The sequence below is a fragment of the Providencia sp. PROV_01 genome (assembly GCF_053098325.1).
In genome coordinates this window covers 4,287,611-4,310,617 of sequence record NZ_JBRFKD010000002.1, presented here as the reverse complement: position 1 = coordinate 4,310,617, position 23,007 = coordinate 4,287,611, and the positions used below count along the sequence as shown (strand labels likewise).

Annotated in this window: 17 protein-coding genes and 3 pseudogenes; 13 read left to right on the top strand and 7 right to left on the bottom strand. The window is 39.5% G+C overall.

What is annotated here, in order from left to right; genetic code table 11:
• Positions 1-777: 777 nt before the first annotated feature.
• A complete protein-coding gene (locus ACU696_RS20815; RefSeq protein WP_213913721.1) occupies positions 778-1,014 on the bottom strand; it encodes a helix-turn-helix transcriptional regulator in 237 nt (78 codons plus the stop codon).
• A gap of 202 nt (positions 1,015-1,216) precedes the next feature.
• On the bottom strand, positions 1,217-1,792 hold the full coding sequence (locus ACU696_RS20810; protein WP_213913719.1) for an inovirus-type Gp2 protein: 576 nt from the start codon (positions 1,790-1,792) through the stop codon (positions 1,217-1,219).
• Positions 1,793-2,443: 651 nt separating this feature from the next.
• Here ACU696_RS20810 and ACU696_RS20805 point away from each other — a divergent pair.
• The 9 genes and pseudogenes from ACU696_RS20805 to ACU696_RS20765 all read left to right on the top strand — a co-directional run bounded on the left by ACU696_RS20805 (position 2,444) and on the right by ACU696_RS20765 (position 12,109).
• On the top strand, positions 2,444-3,394 hold the full coding sequence (locus ACU696_RS20805) for a hypothetical protein (RefSeq protein ID WP_213913717.1): 951 nt from the start codon (positions 2,444-2,446) through the stop codon (positions 3,392-3,394).
• Positions 3,395-3,524: 130 nt separating this feature from the next.
• Positions 3,525-4,412: a GTPase family protein gene (locus tag ACU696_RS20800; protein ID WP_213913715.1), complete on the top strand. Its 888-nt coding sequence runs from the start codon at positions 3,525-3,527 to the stop codon at positions 4,410-4,412.
• Between the two features lie 303 nt (positions 4,413-4,715).
• Complete coding sequence (locus ACU696_RS20795) at positions 4,716-5,180, top strand: hypothetical protein (RefSeq protein ID WP_129466565.1); 465 nt, start codon at positions 4,716-4,718, stop codon at positions 5,178-5,180.
• Positions 5,181-5,281: 101 nt separating this feature from the next.
• Complete coding sequence (locus tag ACU696_RS20790; protein WP_129466563.1) at positions 5,282-5,620, top strand: hypothetical protein; 339 nt, start codon at positions 5,282-5,284, stop codon at positions 5,618-5,620.
• Between the two features lie 230 nt (positions 5,621-5,850).
• Positions 5,851-6,252: pseudogene (locus tag ACU696_RS20785) on the top strand (antirestriction protein).
• Between the two features lie 60 nt (positions 6,253-6,312).
• Positions 6,313-7,149 (top strand): DUF932 domain-containing protein, encoded by an 837-nt coding sequence (locus ACU696_RS20780; RefSeq protein ID WP_213913713.1) that lies wholly within the window; start codon positions 6,313-6,315, stop codon positions 7,147-7,149.
• 134 nt (positions 7,150-7,283) lie between these two features.
• A pseudogene (locus ACU696_RS20775) lies at positions 7,284-7,490 on the top strand (hydroxyacid dehydrogenase); the annotation flags it as partial.
• A 420-nt stretch (positions 7,491-7,910) separates the two neighbouring features.
• Complete coding sequence (locus ACU696_RS20770; protein WP_213913711.1) at positions 7,911-10,226, top strand: ATP-dependent nuclease; 2,316 nt, start codon at positions 7,911-7,913, stop codon at positions 10,224-10,226.
• On the top strand, positions 10,223-12,109 hold the full coding sequence (locus ACU696_RS20765) for a UvrD-helicase domain-containing protein (RefSeq protein ID WP_213913710.1): 1,887 nt from the start codon (positions 10,223-10,225) through the stop codon (positions 12,107-12,109). Before ACU696_RS20770 ends, ACU696_RS20765 begins: the two co-directional genes overlap by 4 nt.
• A 389-nt stretch (positions 12,110-12,498) precedes the next feature.
• On the opposite strand, the gene ACU696_RS20760 is transcribed toward ACU696_RS20765, so the two are convergent.
• Both ACU696_RS20760 and ACU696_RS20755 read right to left on the bottom strand, forming a co-directional pair.
• Entirely contained in the window at positions 12,499-12,984 is a 486-nt protein-coding gene (locus ACU696_RS20760) for a hypothetical protein (protein WP_213913708.1), read from the bottom strand.
• Positions 12,985-13,721: 737 nt separating this feature from the next.
• Positions 13,722-13,934 (bottom strand): annotated as a pseudogene (locus ACU696_RS20755) (hemagglutinin repeat-containing protein); the annotation flags it as partial.
• Positions 13,935-14,168: 234 nt separating this feature from the next.
• Between ACU696_RS20755 and ACU696_RS20750 the strand changes: the two are divergent.
• Positions 14,169-15,059, top strand: coding sequence for a LysR family transcriptional regulator (locus ACU696_RS20750; RefSeq protein ID WP_004907568.1), 891 nt, complete (start codon positions 14,169-14,171; stop codon positions 15,057-15,059).
• 14 nt (positions 15,060-15,073) lie between these two features.
• On the top strand, positions 15,074-15,958 hold the full coding sequence (locus ACU696_RS20745; RefSeq protein WP_117162619.1) for a dihydrodipicolinate synthase family protein: 885 nt from the start codon (positions 15,074-15,076) through the stop codon (positions 15,956-15,958).
• 63 nt (positions 15,959-16,021) lie between these two features.
• Here ACU696_RS20745 and ACU696_RS20740 read toward each other — a convergent pair whose 3' ends face one another.
• Both ACU696_RS20740 and purB read right to left on the bottom strand, forming a co-directional pair.
• A complete protein-coding gene (locus tag ACU696_RS20740) occupies positions 16,022-17,401 on the bottom strand; it encodes an MmgE/PrpD family protein (protein ID WP_004907570.1) in 1,380 nt (459 codons plus the stop codon).
• Positions 17,402-17,478: 77 nt separating this feature from the next.
• Positions 17,479-18,846 (bottom strand): adenylosuccinate lyase, encoded by a 1,368-nt coding sequence (purB, locus tag ACU696_RS20735; RefSeq protein ID WP_109912793.1) that lies wholly within the window; start codon positions 18,844-18,846, stop codon positions 17,479-17,481.
• Between the two features lie 392 nt (positions 18,847-19,238).
• Between purB and metC the strand changes: the two genes are divergently transcribed.
• Together metC and dcuC are read left to right on the top strand one after the other, a co-directional pair.
• Positions 19,239-20,414 carry a cystathionine beta-lyase gene (gene metC, locus ACU696_RS20730; protein WP_447343218.1) on the top strand — a complete coding sequence of 392 codons (1,176 nt, stop codon included), beginning with the start codon at positions 19,239-19,241 and terminating at the stop codon, positions 20,412-20,414.
• A 34-nt stretch (positions 20,415-20,448) separates the two neighbouring features.
• Positions 20,449-21,819, top strand: coding sequence for a C4-dicarboxylate transporter DcuC (dcuC, locus tag ACU696_RS20725; RefSeq protein ID WP_004907576.1), 1,371 nt, complete (start codon positions 20,449-20,451; stop codon positions 21,817-21,819).
• Positions 21,820-22,135: 316 nt separating this feature from the next.
• Here the strand turns inward: dcuC and ACU696_RS20720 are convergent, their stop codons facing one another.
• A complete protein-coding gene (locus tag ACU696_RS20720; RefSeq protein ID WP_004907580.1) occupies positions 22,136-23,002 on the bottom strand; it encodes an MrpH family fimbial adhesin in 867 nt (288 codons plus the stop codon).
• Positions 23,003-23,007 lie beyond the last annotated feature (5 nt).

The window sequence follows — 23,007 nt, the reverse complement described above, 5'->3', positions numbered from 1 at the left end:
TTGCCATTATTGCGAGCCTATAGAAATCATGAAATCTTATGTTTGTTAAAAGATTTGCTATTAATTTGGGAAAATTTTTTTGAATTTTGACCATACATTAATTCAGAATTTATTCCTTATGGAAGATTAATCTGTTACTTTGGGTTTATGTTCATCTGTAACATTCCTCGTAGGAATACACTAAATCCCCTCATAACATTTTGGGCAACATTTTTGATTGCTTGTAAATTAGTCACGACACTGCATGAAAAACCAATCCATAACCTTTAAAATTGGTGAAACTGACTGAACGTGTGTATTCAGCCGTTCCTTGCCTCGTAAGCTCTTGAGCTTGCTGATGAGCAGTAGACAGGGTTCTGCTGTTTGAGGCTCTGAATGGGTAAATCATGAATCCGTCGGTGTCTTATGCAGTGTGGCAGGATCACCGCAGTGAGAACAGTTATAATTTCCTCGTGAATAACTCGGTTCTTGGGTAGTACCGGCGAAGAGATTATTTTGTGTCAGGATAACCCGTATTTTGACTTTATGTAATTTAAGAATGTATTTAACCCTTCAGCAAAATTCAAATGGATGTCCTGAGTAGTGAACGCTCAGGTCAATCTGGCAACCCACCTTAAAATTAGAATGCCCTCGGGTAGTACAGACTGTACGTTTAGTGCATACGGCACCTAAAACGCACTCAATCACGTTAGGTATGGTTTAGGGAGCTGTGAATGAGTCATGGATGGGACATCGAGTGGTGGATATGGAAATTGAGCTGTCAGTAATGCTAGTGTCTTAAGATATAAGAGAAGGGGAGGGGCCTCTAGATTCAGCAATACGAGTTTGTAACCATTGTTCAACTTCACTCCGTAACCAACGTGAACTACGCCCTAGTTTGATAGGCTTAGGAAACTCACCATCTTGGATCAACTTATAAAACCACTTATCCGTTAACCCCGTTAATTTAGTGATAAATTTCATATCAATGAATTGGTCGCTCAGTAGTGGGGTGCCAGTTGTTTGAATAGTCATTGTTTGTTTCTCCGATAATTGAAAAGGAGAAGGATTCGAAAAGGGATAATGGGAGTTGCGGGAATCCTTCAAACAATAACTGACTGGCGTTATTTTTGACTCAGCATGAAATATTAGGTCGAGCTTAATGACTGTTACCCATGTATAAAGAATTCCCCCCTGAGTTAGGGGGGATTAAATTATGATGTCAGTTTTCACTCACCTACTTTTTATTTCGTTTTCTTCCAATTTGTTTTGCAGTCGGAATATCGCTGAGCTGATAAATACGGCGTTCTGTACGCTGGCTGTCTTTGCCCAAATAACTTAATATATATTTCATATCACTACGACCATCCTCATCGAAATATTCAATAACACGCTCACCAGGAACTGGATAATATGGTTTAGGTTCACAATGGTGTGCATAGCCTTCACCTTCAGTAACTTCGTCCCATATATCGCGAATATCTTCCCAGAAACTCCATACCTTCTGATGACGCTGGCCATTAATGTAAAATGCTGCGTGAATATGATAGCGATGTTGTTCTCCGTATTCTAATGCCCAGGCAAAACCCACAATGCCAGAAATACCGTTTACCTGTTCAATCAGCCATGTCATATCAGCTGTAATTTGATAAGTATCGGCATATTTAAATGATTTACTGTCTTTACGATAAGCAAAATCGATACGCAACATGAGGAGTTTTGAATAATGCTCAAATAGTTCATCTTGATGATTAAATAAATCATGTTGTAATAAATAGTCCGGTTTGTGATTAAAATTAATTGTGCTTTTCATAATAGTTATCCTCAGTGATTAATGTTTCTCATGGGATAACGGAATTATTTAAATTTTGAATGAAATAGGTCATGATAGTTCTATGAGGGAACTTATCATCAATCATGAGAACACTAAGGAATTTTATTCAATCAGTGAAAATTAAAAAATCAGTAGGTAATGATTCAAATATTTCTTCGAGTTTAGTTTAATAGCATTGAGATAAGAGCGTGGATGCTGCACTCATCTTTTATTAATCTGATAATTATTATTCATAGTAATGGTAGTGAATAAGCAACTAGATTGAATTCACCATTATTTGGGGTAGATAGATTAGTCAATTACCTTCTTTATTAAATAATACTAATTAACCTTAATGAAATATTTTAACTAAAAAATGGATAGGAAAAGCATTGATTGACTTACCTAGGATTTGAGTGCTTTGAATGTTCAGACTTTGACTAAGCGCTCCTTGATGACAAGTAGGTACTACATTAGAATTGTTTTCTCCCATAAAAAGCATTTTTTGTGATGGAATACCTGGGCTTTAGCTTGTTTTCATTAAAATTAGTCATGAATAAATCATGGAAATTTGATGTGAAAAATAAGTATAAATCATGAAATTTTAATGGTAATATCTTGTCATTATCACGGCGTGATTTGGTGGGTGTAATGAATTCAAATGAAAGTAGTAAACAATTGAAATACGATTGCAATAGACTATTGCAAGGAAGCGAAAGAGAGTTAATTTATTATCTTAATTATTTGCAGGAAGATATAAAAAGTTGTAAGTATATATCAGGTGTTAACTATAAGAATTTAAAAGATATAAAGATTAAGATTCAGAATGCATTAGATAAGCTTTTTATACATAAAATAAATGTGGAAAATTTAATGAATGACATGCAGGATGATTTTCTGAATTTAGCATTTGAAGAACAGTATTTTTCGTGGATAAAGAACAGTGATCGTGCCTGTTATTGGTTGTTGCTTAATATTTTAATAATTTACTCAAAAGAAAATGAAAGAGAAATAAATAAACTAAAAAATGAAGATTATATAAATCTAAATTCTGGTTCGATGTATTATTCAATAATTTCATGGTTTGATAAAATGGTAAGTTCTTATGATGATTATGATGATAGTAAAAATAACATCAAATTACTAATGGATGATTGGTATCATATCACGGATCATTCGGCCTTTATATGGGTTTCTAAAATTAACAGCCCAGTTGAAATAGACTATTGTTTTAATTACATACAAGAATTAGGTATAAATACGATTGATGTTTTTATATTGCCTGAGCATATTGATGCTTTTATTCTTTTAGGTAAGAAAGAGCTCATTGGAAAAAAAGATATTATAATCGCTTTTTTTGACTATTTATTTTTATCATCAAGAAACGGTATTCTTGCGGCTGAAAATTTAAAAATGAAAATGGCTAATGCGCTTTCCTCTTGGAAAAATAGAAGGAATAAAGAAGGTTATGTTGATGTGCATTTTGATATTAAAAAGGAAAATATTCCAAAGTTAGAAGCACTTAAAAAACGCTTTAATTTGATGTCAAAAAAGGAAGTCGTCAATGCCTTGATAGAGCGTGAGTATGATAAAAAAGGGTAGTCTTTCTATTTATATTCAATGGCTAATTTAAAATTTTTTCAGATATATATCATTTTAGTGATATCTCATCCTTGATATCTCAATAACCACCAGCCATTCATTGTGATGGCTGATTTATTTTGAGGTTAATATGAAAAAATTATCGGGCTATGCCCTTATTCGCCGACATCTGCGACGCTACCCTCGTTCACTGCGCCAAACCTTATTAAAAGAGCTCAATCAGCTTGTTACCTATCAGCCTGTGATTGGTATCATGGGCAAGACAGGTGTCGGGAAATCCAGTCTGTGTAATGCCTTATTTCGCAGTCAAGTTTGTGCTGTCAATGCTGTTGAAGCTTGTACTCGGCAGCCCCAACAGATCAAATTACGCTTTGGACGGCATACATTAACGTTAGTTGATTTGCCTGGAGTGGGGGAAAGCCAAGCGCGTGACGAGGAATATCGTGAACTCTATCGTGAGTGGATACCTAAACTCGATATGGTGCTTTGGGTTCTGAAAGCTGATGATCGCGCATTTTCTATTGAAGAACAGTTTTATCAAACAGTATTCACGGAGTATAACGGAGAGCTACCGGCTATTACTTGGATTTTGAATCAAGTTGATAAGATAGAGCCTGTAGAGCAGTGGCACTGGGCATCCGCACAACCTTCAAAACAGCAGCAAGCTCATATCACATTGAAACGACATGCTATCGCCAAACAAATGCATATCTCTGCAGATTCCATCATTCCGATATCTGTTAAAGGCCGATATCATCTCCCCCAATTGGTGGAGGCGATTATTACTCGTCTCCCAAAGCAGGCACGTAGTCCCTTAATCCCACATCTACAAAATGCCTATCAGACCACAACGGTTATCAATCATGCACGTAGCTCTTTCGGTGATACGGTCGTAGATATCATTGAGCGCGTGATTGATTTCGCTCCACTTCCCCAAGTCGCTCGACATGCTCTCAAATCAACAACTCATCATATCGCTCAAGCAGCGCGCTCTGTTTGGTCATTTTTCTTCAATTAATTCAATTGCATCCCTGAAATACTAACCTATATATAAATGATTTTACGTTGTCATGATCGAATTTGTCGATCGAACCGATCGGTTTTTTTCATTATCCATACGGAAATGATGGCTATACAATCTCTCAGAGGTATCAATGAATTAAATTTACTTATAAAAATCAATGCGATAAGTCGCAGGCTTTGTCACGTTATTAAGAATGGAAAACCATCAGTCTCTTATTTAGAGCTCACTCTTTGTTCGCATTAATGAGTTCTTACGGTCCTATATCTGAATAGGAAAAATAGCTAATTGGAAAATATCATGAAAACAAAACTCATTATTTCTGCATTTTTTATTTCGGCTTTAACACCGACATTTACTCACGCTTTTGGTAACCAACACACTTGGATGAGTAACAAAACACAAGGCGTGACCGAGTTTGTCATTCTGGGGCAGGGCCAGTCTCAGCTTTATCTGTCTTGTGAAGACAAAGGGGATAAACCCATTCAAATTATGTTTACGGATAGCAATGGTCATCAAACCCGTATGGATACGGGGCAATATTTGGAAATGAAATTTGACGGGGAGGAGACGGCTCAAATCAGTGAAAGCGCAAGCCGAGCGGGCTCAAGTCATCTAGCCTCAGCTTGGTATAATTTACGTACAGCTAAACAAGTTACAGTGTCCAGTGATGAAGGTGAGCCCGTGACTTTTACGCTTAATGGCGCTGCATCAGTTCTTCCTGAATTTGGTGATGATGGTTGTCTCGCTGAATTTTTCCTTTAGTCATACCTCATGATGGCAAATGAGCCATATTGCATCATTTGCCAGATACGGCTATGGCCTTCTTTTCTATTACTCTTCTATTTACGACTAGGACAATAATTATGAAAAAACAACTTTGTGCGCTCTTATTAGGGCTCAGTGCTTTTTCCGTCTATGCTGAACAAGCACCGATTCAACTCAAATCAGGCCCCAGTAATGCAGGGCGTACATACAGTAAAGTGTATATTACTTCGAATGTCGATAGTGTGATTATCAAGAAAATCATCGTTAATCGAGGCAATTGTAAAGATGCAGAGTATCTCCCTTGGAAGCCCATTAGGCTGAATTTTGGCAGCACCTATGAACGTATTTTCACAGGAAAACGAGCGGGAACACCCTGTAATGTGCTCGAAGTGGCTGTTGATACTAACCAAGGTACATGGACATTTAATTTCAAATAATCATTCTTATTTTACCTTAATCTTTTATGGCCTGCTCAACATAGCAGGCTACCTTATTTTGTTTATCAATGACTCCCTTCTCTGGCATCTAATGTAAAACGCACTGCTTCACGTTATTTACCAAACGCATTTTTATTCTTATTTATACCCCTCAGCCTATTTATTATTCAATTATTACATGGAGATATCACATGTCATCCCCTTATTCAGCCTCAAAACCCGACACACTTATGCAAGCTACTGTTGTTCCACTTTCTGCCCGTTCAAATTTCTGGCAAAGTCACTTCGGCACAGTAAAGGGTTTCGCCACGTTTGAAGTGGTGATTTTCACTATCATGGGGCAGTTTTGTGATGAGTACACTGGCGGCTATTGAGAATACTGCACATTACCCAACGGCGGTGCATTTATTTATCCTGATTTGGACCATGAAAAACTCACGCTATTCAATATGCATAATGGCAACGAAGCGAGTCTCAGCCCTGAAGCGGCAGGTGTGGCTGTTTGTTTGATGCTGTATAGCCAGTGGTCATTTAGAACGGAAAGTGAGCTACTCGTCGAGCGTTTCTACCAGCTTCGTGATTACGCTATTCAACACCCTGAAAGTTCAACCATTTTCCATCTTATCGATTAACTCTCTCTTAATTCATTCTTTCAGTTTTACCTATCTTATTTATATTCAAGGAAATTCATTATGACTCGTTTAGCTTCTCGCTTTGGTGCGGCGAATAGCATTCGTCGCGACCGCCCGTTAACTACAGAAGAATTATTTCGTACTGTACCGAGTGTTTTCTCAGAAGAAAAACACGAATCCAGAAGTGACCGATATACTTACATCCCAACCATTACCTTACTCGATAGCCTTCAAAAAGAAGGTTTTTATCCGTTCTTTGCTTGTCAGACGCGGGTACGTGATACCAGTCGTCGAGAGCATACTAAGCACATGCTACGACTCAGGCGACATGATCAAATCACAGGAATCCAAGTGCCTGAAATTATCTTACTTAACAGCCATGATGGCTCAAGCAGTTATCAAATGTTGCCGGGATTATTTAGAGCGGTGTGTCAAAATGGTTTAGTTTGCGGTGATACCTTTGGTGAAGTGCGAGTGCCCCATAAAGGTGATGTGGTAGGCAAGGTGATTGAAGGAGCATATGAGGTACTTGAAACGTTTGATACGGTGGCCGAAAAACGTGAAAAAATGCAATCTCTCATGTTACCTCCACCAGCACAGCAAGCCTTAGCGCATGCGGCTTTGACTTATCGCTTTGGTGAGCAACATCAACCGATTACCGAAGAACAAGTGTTACAGCCTCGCCGTTGGGAAGATAAGAAAGATGATCTTTGGACGGTATATCAACGGTTACAGGAGAATTTAATTAAGGGTGGATTATCGGGTAGGAATGCGAAAGGCAAGCGTGCTCGTACTCGTTCAGTGAATGGTATTGATGGTGATATTAAATTGAATAAGGCGCTGTGGGTGATGACTGAAAAGATGCACGAGCATTTTTCTTGCAGAGAAAGAATATAGATAATAGTAGCACATTGTTTTTGCATAAAATGATGTGCTTACTACCTATTTACTGGTGGCCTTATTTTTTTGATAAATATGCTATATTGTTGTTCATAGTTTATCCATAACGTATAGAAAGCGGAGGCAATTTGGTGAATGATAATCTTCTTGATGCACCACCGGGTGAATTTGTTTTGTTCCGCAATGAAGATGGTCAAACTCACGTCGAATGCCTCTTTGAGTCGTATACGCTGTGGTTATCTCAATCATCAATTGCTGAGCTGTATGGAAAAGATGTTCGTACAATTAATGAGTATCTTGTTAATATTTTCTCTGAAATTAATTTGCTAAAAAACTCACTGAATACAGGCAATGGAATAAGTAATATGTTTACAGGGTTTGTTCTTAAAATATAAGTGAAACTACTGTATAGAGATAATGTTCACAGATAAAGTTCTCTGAACTACATTATCGAATATATTTGTGGATAATCAGGTTAACTATGAACATATTCTCTTGGTCTATCTATTTGGTTTCATTGTCTGAAGATAATCTATCAAAGGGTATTTGTTTATTGAAAATAATGTACAGGGTTTATTAGGAAAGTTAAAAAAGTATGCGTGCATATTAAAAAATTAATAGGAAGACTCGTCCAAAGCGCTAAATGGGATCATGACGGGAGCTGATATATTTGCAGGAAAAAACTCAATATTTTAGTTATTAAATTGAAATTATTGCTATTTTTATTTCTGACAATCTATGATTAAGAGATTATAAATATGTATTTGAGAAAGCTGGCAGTCCGTAATTTCAGAAGGCTACACGATGTTGTAATCGATCTTGCTTCAGACATTTCAATTTTTGTAGGGGCGAATAACAGTGGTAAGACTTCTGTCGGTCATGCACTTCAACTATTCACCGGTAAAAGCCGATTCAATATTCATGACTTCAATGCTGAATGTTGGACTGACATTGTCACATTTGGAGAAGGGGCGGATGCTGCGTCGCTACCTTCACTGGAACTTGATATTTGGTTTGAAGTAACACCGAACGATGTTCATCGTGTAGTCGATCTTCTACCCAGCCTATCGTGGTCAGGTTCTCTAGTTGGAATGCGCATTGCTTTTTCCCCCATCAATCCTGAAGAAATCCGTTCGCGCTTCCTCGCAGTACGTCAGCTTGCTATCGATGCCACACCCAAAGATGAAAATGGAACTCCCAAATACGATCCTTCACCTCGTAATCTGTGGGAATATCTTCGCGATAGACTCAATGATGAATATGAACTCCGCTATTTTGTTCTTGATCCCGCACGTTTCAATGCGGAAATGATATCCGAGGAAGGCTATGAGCCTACTCCGCTCACAGGGCGTGATCGAAGTGGCCGCGAAATACTGAACAGCCTTATCCAAATCAACTTTTTGAATGCTCAGCGTCATCTTTCAGATGGTTCCGGAGGTTCTCGTTCGGAGGATCTTTCTCGTGTTCTCAGCCGTTTTTACGGACGAAATCTTGAACAAAAAGGTGAAGATTACGAAGCATTAATTGCTTTAGCGGCATCTGAATCAGCTTTCAATCAGCATCTTGAACGTGTTTTTGCACCTACGCTGAAAAGTCTGGCGAAACTCGGATACCCTGGACTTTCAAATCCACGCATGATGATTCGTTCAGCCTTAGACCCAGCGCAGATCATGAACAACCAAAATGGGGCCGTAATACATTATGCGCTGGGGGAGGATGACGGTAATCCTACCCCACCAACACTACCCGATAGTTATAACGGGCTTGGTTTTAAGAATCTGATCTTTATGGTTGTTGAATTACTCGACATCCACAATCAATGGTTAGCAATAGAAGAGAATCGACCACCAGTTCACCTGATTTTTATTGAAGAACCAGAAGCTCATCTCCATGCACAGTTACAGCAGGCTTTTATACGCAAGATAATGGACCTTCTTGCCATGGGGAGTAAGGAGCTTATTCACTATACCACTCAAGTGGTGGTTACTTCTCATTCAACTCATATTCTTTACGAACGTGGTTTTCGGCCGATCCGTTACTTTCGGCGGAAGCGTTCATCAAATATGTCCGCAACAGATGTGCTCAATCTCTCTGTTTTTTATGATAATACTGATCCTGAAATTCGAGACTTTCTTGAGCGTTACTTGAAGCTGACCCATTGTGATTTGTTTTTTGCCGACGGGGCTGTGCTTGTAGAAGGTAATGTTGAGCGGTTACTGCTCCCGCAAATGATTGCTACCGCCGCACCTAGATTAAAATCCTCTTACCTTACAGTCCTCGAGATTGGCGGTGCTTTTGGTTACCGCTTCCAAAAACTAATTGAATATCTTGGGATTACTACACTCATTATTACTGATCTGGATAGTGTGTACTGTACCCCTCCAGTACAAGATGCAACAGAAGCTCGAACAGATGAGTTAGATGGCCTTGCAGAAAATTCGGCTGCGAATGATGATGGCGAGGAGCTTGACGATGATGAGGAAGAACAGGCCAACACAGAAACACCAGGAAAGTCTTGTATCGCCAGTCACCCTGGAGCTATGACCTCTAATCAAACACTTCGGCAATGGTTGCCGAAATGTGACTCTGTTGCCGCTTTATGGGAAGCAACGGAGGAAATGAAAATACAAAGCCGCACAACTGAGTGTGACGCTTTGGTTCGTGTTGCTTACCAGTGCCAGACAAATGTTACATGGAAAGAGGAAACACAGGCACTTGCTGGTCGTACTTTAGAGGAAGCTTTTGCACTTGAAAATCTGTCCTGGTGTCAAGATGTGAGCTGTAAGCCACTCAAGCTACGCATTGCCAGAGCTGTAAGTATGGATCTACTGCAACTGGCCCAGCGCATTCACAAGCGCGTGCAATCAAAAAGCTTCAGTAAAACTGATTTTGCTCTGAATTTACTTCTTAAAAAACCGGATGAATGGTCTGTCCCAACATACATTGCTGAAGGATTAAAATGGCTTGAAGCTGAAATAGCCCCACCGGAATTAGAAACTGTAGAAGATCAGGAAGAGGATGTTGAAGATATGTCCGTCGTTCTGGCTGAAACAGATGGTGGGAGGGGTGCATGACCAGTCGCATTGGTAGCCCTGATACACAGGCAGATATTGATGTTCGTGTTTGTCTGGATAGCTCGCCACCACGTTCATTTGTCATGGTGGCTGGTGCTGGTTCAGGTAAAACAACATCTCTCATTAAAGCCCTGGCACATTTGGCTGATACCCGTGGTTCTGCTTTACGTCGTGCCGGGCAAAAAATATCCTGTATAACGTATACTGAAGTAGCTGTTGGTGAGATTGCCGCTGACGTTGGTAACTCACAGTTATTTCATATTTCAACTATTCATAGCTTTCTTTGGTCGGTCATCCGACCTTTTCATTTAGATATCGCAAAGTGGGTTGTAACGAGAATCCATGAAAAAATAGCTGAAAAGCAAGCCCATTATGATAGACCCAGAACACAAGCTAAAACAAAATCCCGCCTTGAAGATGAAATTGCCTATCTCTCTGCTCAACTTGAGTGCATTGATGATGTTGATAAATTTATTTACGGAACAGGAAGTAACTATACAAAGGGTATTTTAGGGCACGATGATATTCTTAAACTCGTACCTGCTTGTATTGAGGCTCATCCACTTTTGAGAAGGATTGTAGCCAAGCGCTTTCCATTTGTTTTTGTCGATGAAAGTCAGGATACCGATCCTGATGTGATCTCTGCGCTTCGAACTATTTCTAATGACAATCCTGACATGTGCATAGGATTTTTTGGTGATCCGATGCAGAAAATCTATATGAGCGGAGCTGGTGCCATTACATTAAGTGATGGATGGTCTGAAATTACAAAACCAGAAAATTTCAGATGTCCGACGTCTATACTTGGTGTTATCAATTCGATTCGTGCTTCAGGGGATGGCCTCCAACAAATTCGTGGCCGAACAACTATCGTAGATGGTGTTGAACAGACTGTATCAGGCACAGTGAATCTTTTCATCTTGCCTTCAAATGTTGAACGAGGTGCTTATCTCACATCTGTCAGACGTTACCTTGCAAATGAAACAAACGATGAACAATGGTTAAGTGATACGCGCGAAGATGATGTTCGTCTTCTGGTTTTGGTACATCGTATGGCAGCTAATCGACTGGGATTCCCTAATTTATTTGCTGCTCTCACTGATAAAGCCCCGATGAGCTTGAGTGAAGGGGTGAACGATGGGTCTGCTTGGCCGCTTCGCCCATTTGTCCAGCATATCCTTCCAATTTTTGCTGCGGCTCAGGCAAACGATCAATTTCAGATTATGTCGATTATGCGTAACGAGAGCCCAAAGCTGGAGCCATCACGACTGCATGGTCAAGCTATGGTGGCAGTTTTAAATGAACTACAACAAGGCATCAATGACCTGCTTGCACTGTTGGAAGAAGGATCGCAAGCAACAGTTCGGGATATATTGCTACACATTAGAGGCTGTGAACTGCTACGTCTTGATGAGCGTTTTGATAATCATTTACGTGATGAACCTGTGAATGATGGTAATGATGACTTCGAAAATGTTCAAAACTATCTAAAATGTAATGCACGTGAACTTTGGGCATACAGGCGCTACCTTTCAGAGGAATCACCTTTTGCTACTCATCATGGTGTAAAAGGTGCACAGTTTGAGCGTGTATTGGTTGTTATTGATGATGAAGAGGCTCGCTTCAGCCAATATTCGTATGGAAAATATTTTGAATACATTCCCCTTTCCAAGAATGATATCGCCAATATTGAAGAAGGCAAAGAGTCAGTACTCGACCGTACTCGTCGTCTTTTTTATGTTTGTTGTTCGCGAGCTTTGAAAGATTTAGCTGTTGTCATTTTTGTTCCTGATGAAATTACTGCTAGAGAAGCAATTATTGATCAAAAATTATTTCCTGAATCTGTAATTTTAGGGAAGAAGGACCTAATTTCGTTTGAATAATATAAGCCAATAATTAGTTAAAAACTATGTATACACTTGTTTTAATTTCAAATATTTAATTGAAAATAGGTGCTTCTGAAGCACTTCGGGTGTAGATAGTATTCTTGAATGAAACATTATTACGACGAGTCTCTGTGTATTCGTCGTTTTAGTTTATTTATCTGAAAAATCAGCGGGGCTATAAAATGCTTGTATAAGTACCATGGAAAATTGAAGTGGCTTTTTTTGAAAATTATTTATAATTAATAAAGTTATCTTCGCTCATGTTAAACATCCACTACTTCAGATTTGACCAAAAGGTTAGTTTTACCATTAGGACATTATCAGGTTAGAACTAATACAGCTTATTACTCTTTTTATACTTTCATGTCTCAAAAAACTGCAAGTGATTAAGTAGCTTTAGAATTCAATAGCTGATTATAGCCAATCTCCATTCTTTCTATGAAACTATTTTTAACTGTTGGAAACCCGGTAGTAAACGTAACTTTCTCTTTAATTTTAAATAGGTTATATAGATAGCTTTGAGTAATGTGTTCAACATGAACTGAAGGAAAAGGTCTATTTTTAATGATCTTTTTGTTTAGCTCACAATCATCAATCATATTGTATTGATCGCCAGTTATATCGATTACAATATCGTCGATCTCTAGCCAATAATGGCTTATTTCTTCCTCTTTGCCTGTTGCTGCGGAGACACCTTTTAGTTCTAGGTTTGGCCATTTTTTTAGAAAATGGTATGCTAAAAGCATCGAGGAAAGCTTACAGCTCATAATCGGAAAGCAATCTATTACAAGTTTCGTATTTGATTTATCACAGTTATTAAGTAGTTCTCGAAATTTTAATGCTTCTTTTTTGAGCTCGTTTATCGTTTTCATGGTTTTGACTTATTAGCATGTTTAGGCTGAAAAGTATAAACCAAGTGTTGCCCTAATTTTTATATCTATCAGTGTAATGTTTTCAATATGGGTATATTTAAGGGTATAAAAATAATAAATAAAAATATATTATTTAAAATTCATGTTGTTAGTATTTATTTGCGAGTCCGGCCTTCGCACCATAAGAACATCAAGAGACGTCAACCGACGTCTTTTTTTGTATCTGAAATCCAGTGCTTGCAAGGCTTTCCCCCGCATTTTCAGTCAATGCATGTCAACTTAACTCAACCCACATTAACCTCCGAGTGAGTATATACGTCGCTTCGATAATGAATGTATATTCGTCATACTTCGAATTACATGGTTGTTGGCTTCGTTCAGCTATCCGAGTCACATAGTTATCTATGCTCCTCGGCTATCTTCACTAGCTGCCTACACGTAATCCGAATTATTTATAGTATATGCCTGCTCAGAGGTGAGAGGATAAAGAATATTGCACAATCCACCCGCAGCAGCGGATTGATTATTTAGCTCAGCGACTACAGCGCATAACGCAGCATATGCCATGGCATTCGCGGCTTTATTATCTTCATCTACTTGCTGTTTTATCAATGTCGCTTAGTACGGCGGCGAGGCATTTGCCAATGCACCTGCTAAATTATCAACTGCCAGGCCTTGTAGCTGCCTCGACGCTGACCTCTTGTTGTTTGGCATCATAGCCCGGGTCGATTTGGACGCTATCGCCCGTGAGGTTCAAGTCTTTTTGAGCAATCAGCTCCGCCCACATGCAGTTTGTTGCCAGCGGTTAAGCTGACATCGTTTTCTGCGACCACCGAGGAGCCTTTAACGTTCAGGTCGTTCCCTGCGGTAATGGTGACTTTTTTGCCACTGAGCAAGCAGCCTTTTTCACGAGTGGTCTCATCGTGTTGGATAGTGTGCTCACTGCTGGCGCTTAAAAAGCCTTTACTGCTACGCTGTTCTTCGACGGTTTTTTGTTTTCTTAATTCTGCAAGATTAACGTGTTATGGCGGATATTCAAGTGGCCAAATTTATTATTAAGTAGCTACAATTTAGAGCCAAACAATTGAGCTCTAACATAGATTCTTTAAGGCTTTTTTCTTAGTATGTAAATTAAACACTCTTGTTTAATGATATCTTATACCTTAAGAAAAGAGATAACTAAAATGCCAGCTGCTAAACGCCCTATTTTTAATTTGGAGCTTGATTTACTTCGTACTTTTATTGCGGTTGTTGATGGTGCAACTTTTGCCGCCGCTGCAGAATCTGTTTGCCGAACGCAATCAGCGGTGAGTCAACAAATGCAAAGGTTGGAGTCACTCATTGGCAAGGAGTTATTTGTGCGGCAAGGCAGAAACAAAGCATTGACAGATTCTGGTACACAGCTATTGAGCTATGCCCGTCGTATTCTGCGGCTTAATGATGAGGCATGTTTATCGCTAGTTTATGAAGAAATTGACGGGGTATTAAAAATTGGTTCGCCAGATGACACAGCGAATACCATATTACCTGATTTACTAGCCAGATTTTCAGGGGCTTATCCAAATTTGATCATGGATATTATTGTCAAACGTAGCCCATTTCTTATGTCAATGTTAGAGGATAATGAACTCGATTTGGCCATTTCAACCGAGGAACATGTTGGTTACCCTAAAATTGTCTTACGTGTTTCCCCTTCGCTATGGTATTGCGGGAAGCATTTTACCTTTAATTTAGAGCAGCCACTGCCATTAGTTGTGCTAGATGAACCGAGCACTTACCGTGAGATGATGATCAATCACCTCGATCAACAGCAAATACCTTGGCGAATTGCGTACATGGCAACAACATTATCTGGTGCACGTGCTGCGGTTAGGGCGGGATTGGGCATTATGGCGCGTTCAATTGAGCTTTCAGGGGAGGATTTACGCATACTCGGTGAAGATGAAGGGCTACCAGCACTTCCGGCAATTCGATATAACTTGTACCTCAACTCAAAAAGTCCAACTAAAGCCGCCCAAATTCTTTTTAACTCATTAAAAAATGAACAAACAGACGTTATCTCCCATAACAACTAAAATTAGGAGTGATTATGACCCATTTTCACGGTATTTTTCCTTATCTTGTTTCACCAGTTGACCAAGCTAAAGGGGTTATTCTTGAATCATCCCTTCGTCATCTAATTGAACATCTTATTTCGAGCGGAGTTCACGGGTTGAGTCCGTTAGGGAGTACAGGTGAATACGCATATTTGTCACAAGAATTGCGAAATGAAGTCGTTCGCATTACGGTTGATCAAGCCGCGGGGCGGGTACCCGTATTAGCGGGGGTCGCCGGTTTCTCAACATCAGATGCGTGTTCACAAGCAGAGCAATATGCCAAGTTAGGTGTGGATGGTATGGTACTGATATCCCAAAAAATGTACCCTCTGAGTGACAAAGCTCAATTGAGTTATTTCCAGACAATAGCAGAGTCTTTTCCTGAAAAATCGATGACGGTCTATACCAATCCTGGTTTATTAGGGGATGTGCTGTCAATTTCTCTTTTGAATGAATTAAGTTATATCCCTAATATCGAATATGTTAAAGATGCATCGAGTAATACTGGAAGGTTATTAACAATGCTCAACACCTTCGGTGAGCGAGTTAAAATTTTTAGTGCTTCAGCTCATATTCCTTTATTAGTCATTAAATTAGGTGGCGTGGGCTGGATGGCGGGTCCTGCCTGTGTATTGCCAAAACAATGTGTTGAACTATATGAGTTGGCCACTAGAGGGGATTGGGATACAGCGTTAGCAAAACAGAAAGAAATGTGGCAAATCAACGAAGCTTTTACGCAATATGCATTAGCATCATGTATTAAAGCATCTTTAAACATTCAAGGATTTAATGTTGGTGACCCGATCCTTCCACAAGAACCTCTCAATGATGTTGCTATTGCTCATTTACAGCAAATTATTGCTCAGTTAAATGAATAATAATAAGGGGAAAGAAAAATAGAAGCCCATTTAGTGTGGGCTTCTATTCGTTAGTCGGTATTATTAAATACCGACACGCAATAACTGTGTGATAGCCTGTATAGTTTTCGTTTCGAAGGACAATACACTTTTAGCAAGCTGCGCAGCTTGTTCATTTTTCATTACCAACTCTGCATTGTCATAAAATTTGCTCACAATATCCTCCAACGACATTGGATTTTGTGGGTTACCGTATTGGATATCTAGTCGTTCCGTTATTGTCTCACCATTAGTTAATGTGACAAAAATTAAGCCGGGAAAATAGGTTGGAAAAGGAATTTCATTTTCAGTGGGATAACGATAACTGACTTTTTTCGCGAGGTTTTGGATATCTGTTCGCTGTAAATTTTGGGCTGAGAGCAAACTTAATGTTAATTTGTCTTCGATAAAGCCTGCGGCAAACAACCACGGGAGGCTAAATTTCGCTGCATAGGCACTCTGAGGAGCCCATTTTTGTTCTGGTGGCTCACAAATTAAGGCAGCTGCAACGGGATCGACAACGCATTCTACTTTAGCAATTTGCTCGAGGGTTATTCCTTGTTGTAATAATCGTCTCCCACAATCGACAGTGGCATGAGCAAAATGGCAAGCAGGGTAGGGTTTAATGGAAACATTCATGAACTGCCAAATATTACCTAAGTCTTGGGTGACTTGCTCGGGATGCGCATTTTCACGAAGACCATGTGTTTGGTACAGGCTATAGCGCCCTTCAAAAATAGTTTCTGGCCCTGTCATTCCGCCTTTAGCTAAACAAGCTGCAATAATGCCTGATTGCGCAGCCCAGCCCGCATGAAAACATTTTGCAGACGAGCTATTGGTTAGGTATTCAGCAACACCACTGGCTTGGCTTCCTGTTAGTCCAAGAGCATGAACCGTTTGTTCCCGAGTTAATTTAAGTAATGAAGATGCACAAGCTGTCGAGCCAAAAATACCAGCTATGGCTGTAGAATGGAAGCCGCGTTGATGGAACCCGCTGTGGCTTGCTAATCCCACTCTGGCAGCAACTTCCCAGCCAATAATCCATGCAGTAATGAGCTCTTGCGTTGTTGCTTGTAAATGTTCGCCGAGTGCAAAGGCGATAGGGGTAAGTACGGCACTACCGTGAGTGATTGAGTCGGTGTGTGTATCATCAAAATCTAATGCATGTGCAGAAATACCATTTACTAAAGCGGCGGTGGTAGTTGAAACGGTTTGGTTACTTCCCCAAATTGGGATTTTTCCTTGATGATCAGGTAAATAAGCGACTCCCTTACGGCATTGTGTTGCACTTTGTTGGAGACTTCCGGCAAGTGCAACGCCTAATGTATCGAGTAAATGATACTTGGCGCGTTCAACAACCTGCGGTGGAATATCAGAAAATGATAGGGATGTGATAAATTGGCTTAGCTGTTGGCTTAATGTCATAGATACCTCCGGTGAATGAAAAAGCCAGCACTTGACTGGCTTTAAGAAAGTAAAGATTTAAACTTTGCTAAAATGAATTAGTCATTAAGCCAACCGGATGCTTTGGTTTGTTCTATTACTCGAGTGACTTGTTCAGGAGCATTTCCCACATAGGTCGTTGGATCTAATAGGGCATCAAGTTCTTCTTGCGTTATATGGTCACGAATGCGCGTGTCACGGTTAATGGCCTCAATAAAAGTGATGCCTTCTTCTTGGCCAGACATAGAAGCTTCATAAACAATTTCATGGGCAGTTTGTTTACCCGCTTTGTCTGATAAAGCAAACATGACGCGCTCAGCGAGCATAAATCCACCTAAAATATCTAAATTTTGGCGCATCTTATCGACATGCACGTTTAATCCCCCTAATACCGTTTTCATGTTATCGAAGATCACCGAAAGCATCAGGCACATTTCTGGCATCACTTTCCATTCCATCTTCCAAATCGCACCATCTCTTTCGTGTTGGTGTTTCATCATGTCGGTAAGCACTGAAAGATTAGCTTTCAATGTATTACTGACACATGCCGCATTTTCGACAATGGCAGGATTACGCTTGTGTGGCATCGTTGAGGAGCCAACTTGACCTTTACTAAAAGGCTCTGAAAGTTCATCAATTTCATTGTGAGCTAATAATAAAATTTCATTGGCAATTTTTCCTAACGTGCCGCTAATTAAACCAATCAGCATGCCATATTCACTAAATCGGTCGCGAGCGGGTTGCCAAGAGATTTCAGGGGTGCCTAAACCGAGCCGATTTAATACACGAACTTCAAGCTCATCTGCTTTGTCGCTCAATGAGGCCTTAGTTCCAACAGCGCCAACAACGCTACCAACGAATAAGCGAGGTTCGATTTCTTTTAATCGTTGATAATGGCGTGCTAATTCCGTTAACCAAATTGCAGTTTTGTGTCCAAAGGTAATCGGTAAGGCTTGTAAGGCTAAGGTTCGTCCTGCCATTGGTGTATTGCGATGCTTTTCGCTTAACGATAATAAAGAACGCCCTAATATTTTGATATCACGTAAAAAAACGTTATGAGCCTCTTTAAGTTGAAGCACTAAGCCTGTGTCCATAACATCTTGTGTCGTGGGGCCAAAGTGGACGTATTCACCAAAATGTTCAGGACAAGCATGTTCTAAACCACGGATGGTTGGAACAAGTGGGTGACGAGTTAAACGCACTTGCTCTAAGATGAAATCCATATCTAATTTTTCCAGTTTTGCTGTATCAGCAATGATCTTCGCAGCTTGCTTTGGAATCAAGCCTAATTCAGCTTGTTCAATTGCTAATGCTGCTTCGTAATCAAGCCAATTTTGCATTCTGACTTTATCAGAAAAAATAGCTCGCATTTCTTCTGTAGACCATAAGTTCTTTAATAATACCGAATCAAAAACACTAGTACCCATAATATTCCCCTGTGTAAGAATAATATTGAAAATTAAAAAGCAATTATTTGTTAGAGAGTTTCTTTATTTATGCAACAAATAATAAAAATAAACACCTTAATAAGATTAATGTTAATTAAAGGCTTTCTTATGTGTTTATAATTTCATTAAAATCAATGTGTTGTATTTTTATTTATTGTTTATTATCTATCGATTTTAATTCTTAATTTTCTCTTAAGTTTTCATTAATTTAATTAATGCTCATTTGTATGATGAAGATCATCTTTTTAAATAAGACATGTTTTAAAAGAAAAGTAATTTGATATACATAATATGAATTAAAAATTATTAAAAATAAATAATCTTCCTTTTAATTATCAGGGGATCTATTCCTATATTTGGAGAAATAAATAATGACATTAAATAAATATACAAAATTGATACATAGTGGACGACAAACTATTACAACATCAGGACCAATCAATCCACCAGTAATGCGAGCGAGCACTATTGTTTTTGATTCAATTAAAAGCTGGCGTGATGTTCGCGATCGCCGCGCAACGGAACGTGTTTTAAGTTACGGTGCGCGAGGTACAGAAACAGCATTTGCACTTGAAAGCTTGGTGACTGAATTAGAAGGAGGTTATAGAGCACAGTTATTTCCTACAGGTCTAGCCGCGATTGCCGTCACTATTATGGGCTATGTACATAGTGGTGGGCATGTATTGTTTGTGGATTCGGTTTATGAGCCTGTGCGCAAAATTGCCGATGCTTTTTTAAAACCAAACAATATTGCCTATAGCTTCTTTAAAACAGATGGCTCAGATTTTGAACAAAAAATTCAGAGTAATACACAGCTTATTTTTGTTGAGTCCCCAGGTTCATTACTTTATGAAATGTTGGATTTACCCGAAATATGCCGCATCGCACATGAACGAGATATCCCTGTCGGCGTTGATAATACTTGGAGCTCAGCATGGCTTTATAACCCACTAGAATTAGGCGCGGATGTTTCTGTAATTGCAGCAACAAAATACCTCTGCGGGCATTCTGATGTGATGATGGGAATTATGGTCGCGACAGAAAAAGCTTGGAAACAAATTGGTGCCTTGCCAGAAGCTTTAGGTCAAGCCAGTAGCCCCGATGATGCAGCTTTAGTTTTACGAGGAATGCGGACTTTAGGGCAGCGATTAGCTGCGCATGGCAAAGCCGCGTTAGCGATTTCACAATGGCTGGAAACGCGTCCTGAAGTGGAAAAAGTCTGGTTCCCTGAATTACCATCTCATCCGCGACATGATCTATGGAAGCGTGACTGCAAAGGTAGTAACGGTTTATTAACCATTGAATTCAAAAAACAATATACCGCGAAGCAAACAGAAAACTTTATTGATGCTTTAGCCCTGTTTGGTATCGGTGCATCGTGGGGTGGGTTCGAAAGCCTCGCACTACCCGCTAACGTAGTCGGTGCAAGAACAGCATCAGATTGGCGTGAAGGCCACGGGCCTTTTGTTCGTTTACATATTGGCTTGGAGTCTGTGGATGATTTGATATCCGATATTACACAAGCATTTTCAACATTAAACCAATAACAATAAAGCTGCACCAATACTGGGGAATTCTTCTATGACAGGTTTAATCATTGCCGCGCTAGTTACAGCGCTGGTTGTTTACCTGCTGGCTCGAGGTTATAAGCCTCAGCCAGTCTTGTTGCTAGGGGGCTTGCTTTTGCTGCTCCTAACCGCATCTTTAGATCTTAATTCATTGTTACCAGAAAACAAAACTACGCATTTTAAGTACTTTGATATCTTCCAAATTTTTACTGATATCATGAGTTCTAGATTAGCAGGTCTAGGGTTAACATTAATGGCGATTGCTGGATTCTCCCGTTATATGGAGCATGTGGGGGCAAGTCGCGCATTATTTGCCATTTTTGAAAAGCCACTAAAGACTATTAAATCACCTTATTTGTTATTAGTGATTTCATTTTTAGTAACGCAAATTCTCGTTATTTTCATTCCAAGCCATGCCGGGTTGGGGATGCTACTAATGGTGACTATGTACCCAATATTAATTCGTTCAGGTATCAGCCCGCTTTCTGCTTTAGCAGTTATCGGTTGTTGCCAATTTATTGACCATGGACCCGGTTCCGGTAATGTCATTATGGCAGCGAAAACAGCAGATATTGAACCCGCCGTTTACTTTGTTCAGTATCAATTACCCGTAACTATCCCTATTATTATCGCAGTGGCAATCACCCATTTCTTTATCCAGCGTTGGTGGGATAAGCGTGAGGGGTTTGTTTTTGACTTGAGCAAAATTGATTCTATTAAAGAAGATAGCGGTAATAAAGTTCCATTGTCTTATGCGTTGTTACCAGTTATTCCATTGATCTTAATTATCGGATTTAGCCCATTATTACATCCATACATTAAGTTGGAAGTCACCACTGCGATGATCATCAGCACTGTCATTGCACTGATTTTTGAATACGTCCGTTTACGTGATGCGAAAGCCGTCATGGACAGCTTTATGTTGTTCTTTGAAGGCATGGGGAAACAGTTTGTTTTAGTGGTTTCTTTGATTGTTTCAGGGGAGTTTTTCGCAAATGGATTACTCAAAAGTGGAGCGGTGGATACGTTAATTAGTGCTGCTCAAGATGCTGGCTTTGGTATCGGGGCGATGATTATTGTTATGAGCGCCATCCTTGCACTTGCGGCGTTCCTAATGGGCTCAGGGAATGCAGCATTCTTCTCTTTTGCTGCATTGACACCGAAAATTGCTGCTTTTCTCAAAGTGGATGTGGTGACGCTCATTTTACCAATGCAGATCATGACAAGCTTTGGACGTACAGTTTCACCTATCACTGCAGCAATTGTTGCAATTGCAGGGATTGCAGGGGTTTCACCGTTTCAAATAGTAAAACGGACGGCAATCCCAATGGCAGTTGCCGCAATAGTTAACCTTGTTGTAACTTTCTACTTCTTATACTTCTAATTAGACTCGCGCATTTATCCCTTAAACTTTTCGTTACTCTTCGGTTTAAGGGATTTTTTTATTGATTGGAGGGCTATTATTCATCCTTTTATCAAAAACTATCATCAATGATAGTATGGGTATGTGAATATTTTTGTCGCAGTAACCGTTGATTGGATTATTAGTAATAAGGTTGATAAATCAGGCACTGAAAGAAATATCAGTGCCTAGATATGAAAAGCAAAACTAATTAATATTCATAAAAGTAGCGTATTTTATTAAAAAATACGCTACTCAACTATCAAGTCAGTGAATTGGGTTAGAAGGTTTTGATTAACTAATTAAATGCAATAATGACGACTGCATTTCCAGTGTAATACCCAGGTGTTACCGTTCCTGATGCATGTAATTCAGAAGTGAATGTAAATGAATTCGCCGCATTATTCCCAGAAATGTTCATGTTCGCGCCATTCCAGCCATTTTGATTATTAATTAATGGATTTGAATAAAAGTTAGAAGTCGAATTTAAATATACATAACGCTCACCCGTGGTTGAACGAGCAAATAAATTGATATTTGTCGCCTGTGTACAAGTGATATTGCCAGAAACTGAGTTTGTTTTACCATTTAAACTCGTGTTACTGAGCGCCCCGTGATTAACAAAAGCAGGCAAAGAAATACTACATGTTTGATTTGTAGGTGGAATTTTACCACAGACGCTACCTGGCCACTGGATTGCATTCCTAACTCCCGGGGTTGGTTTATGGTTAACATAGAATAATCCAATACAAGTCGCATTTGGGCTATCAATGACAAACGATGCACGATAAGGAATTCCTTTTGCACTACGAAAAGCCGCTGCGACTTCTTCCGCTGTTCGATACTGGTTAATTCGAATGCAGTTACCATAATCTAAGCAAGATCCACTCAACGATGGCGCACCAGATGCATACAGAACATCAGGGCCTACCCAGCACTCGGTTGATCCATAACAAGGGTTAGTAACACCACTTGCTTCACTCCAAGAAAGAATGTCCATCTCAACACGAGGCCAAGCTCCAGAGGTCATACTCACAGGCATTACATACGCAATCGCATTGGCAGGGCGAGAAGGAAATAGAGACGCTAATGCGATGATTAATAATAAAATACTCAAACGGCTTGTATTTAACATTCCGTATATTTTTGCTTTTTTCGCATACATAATGA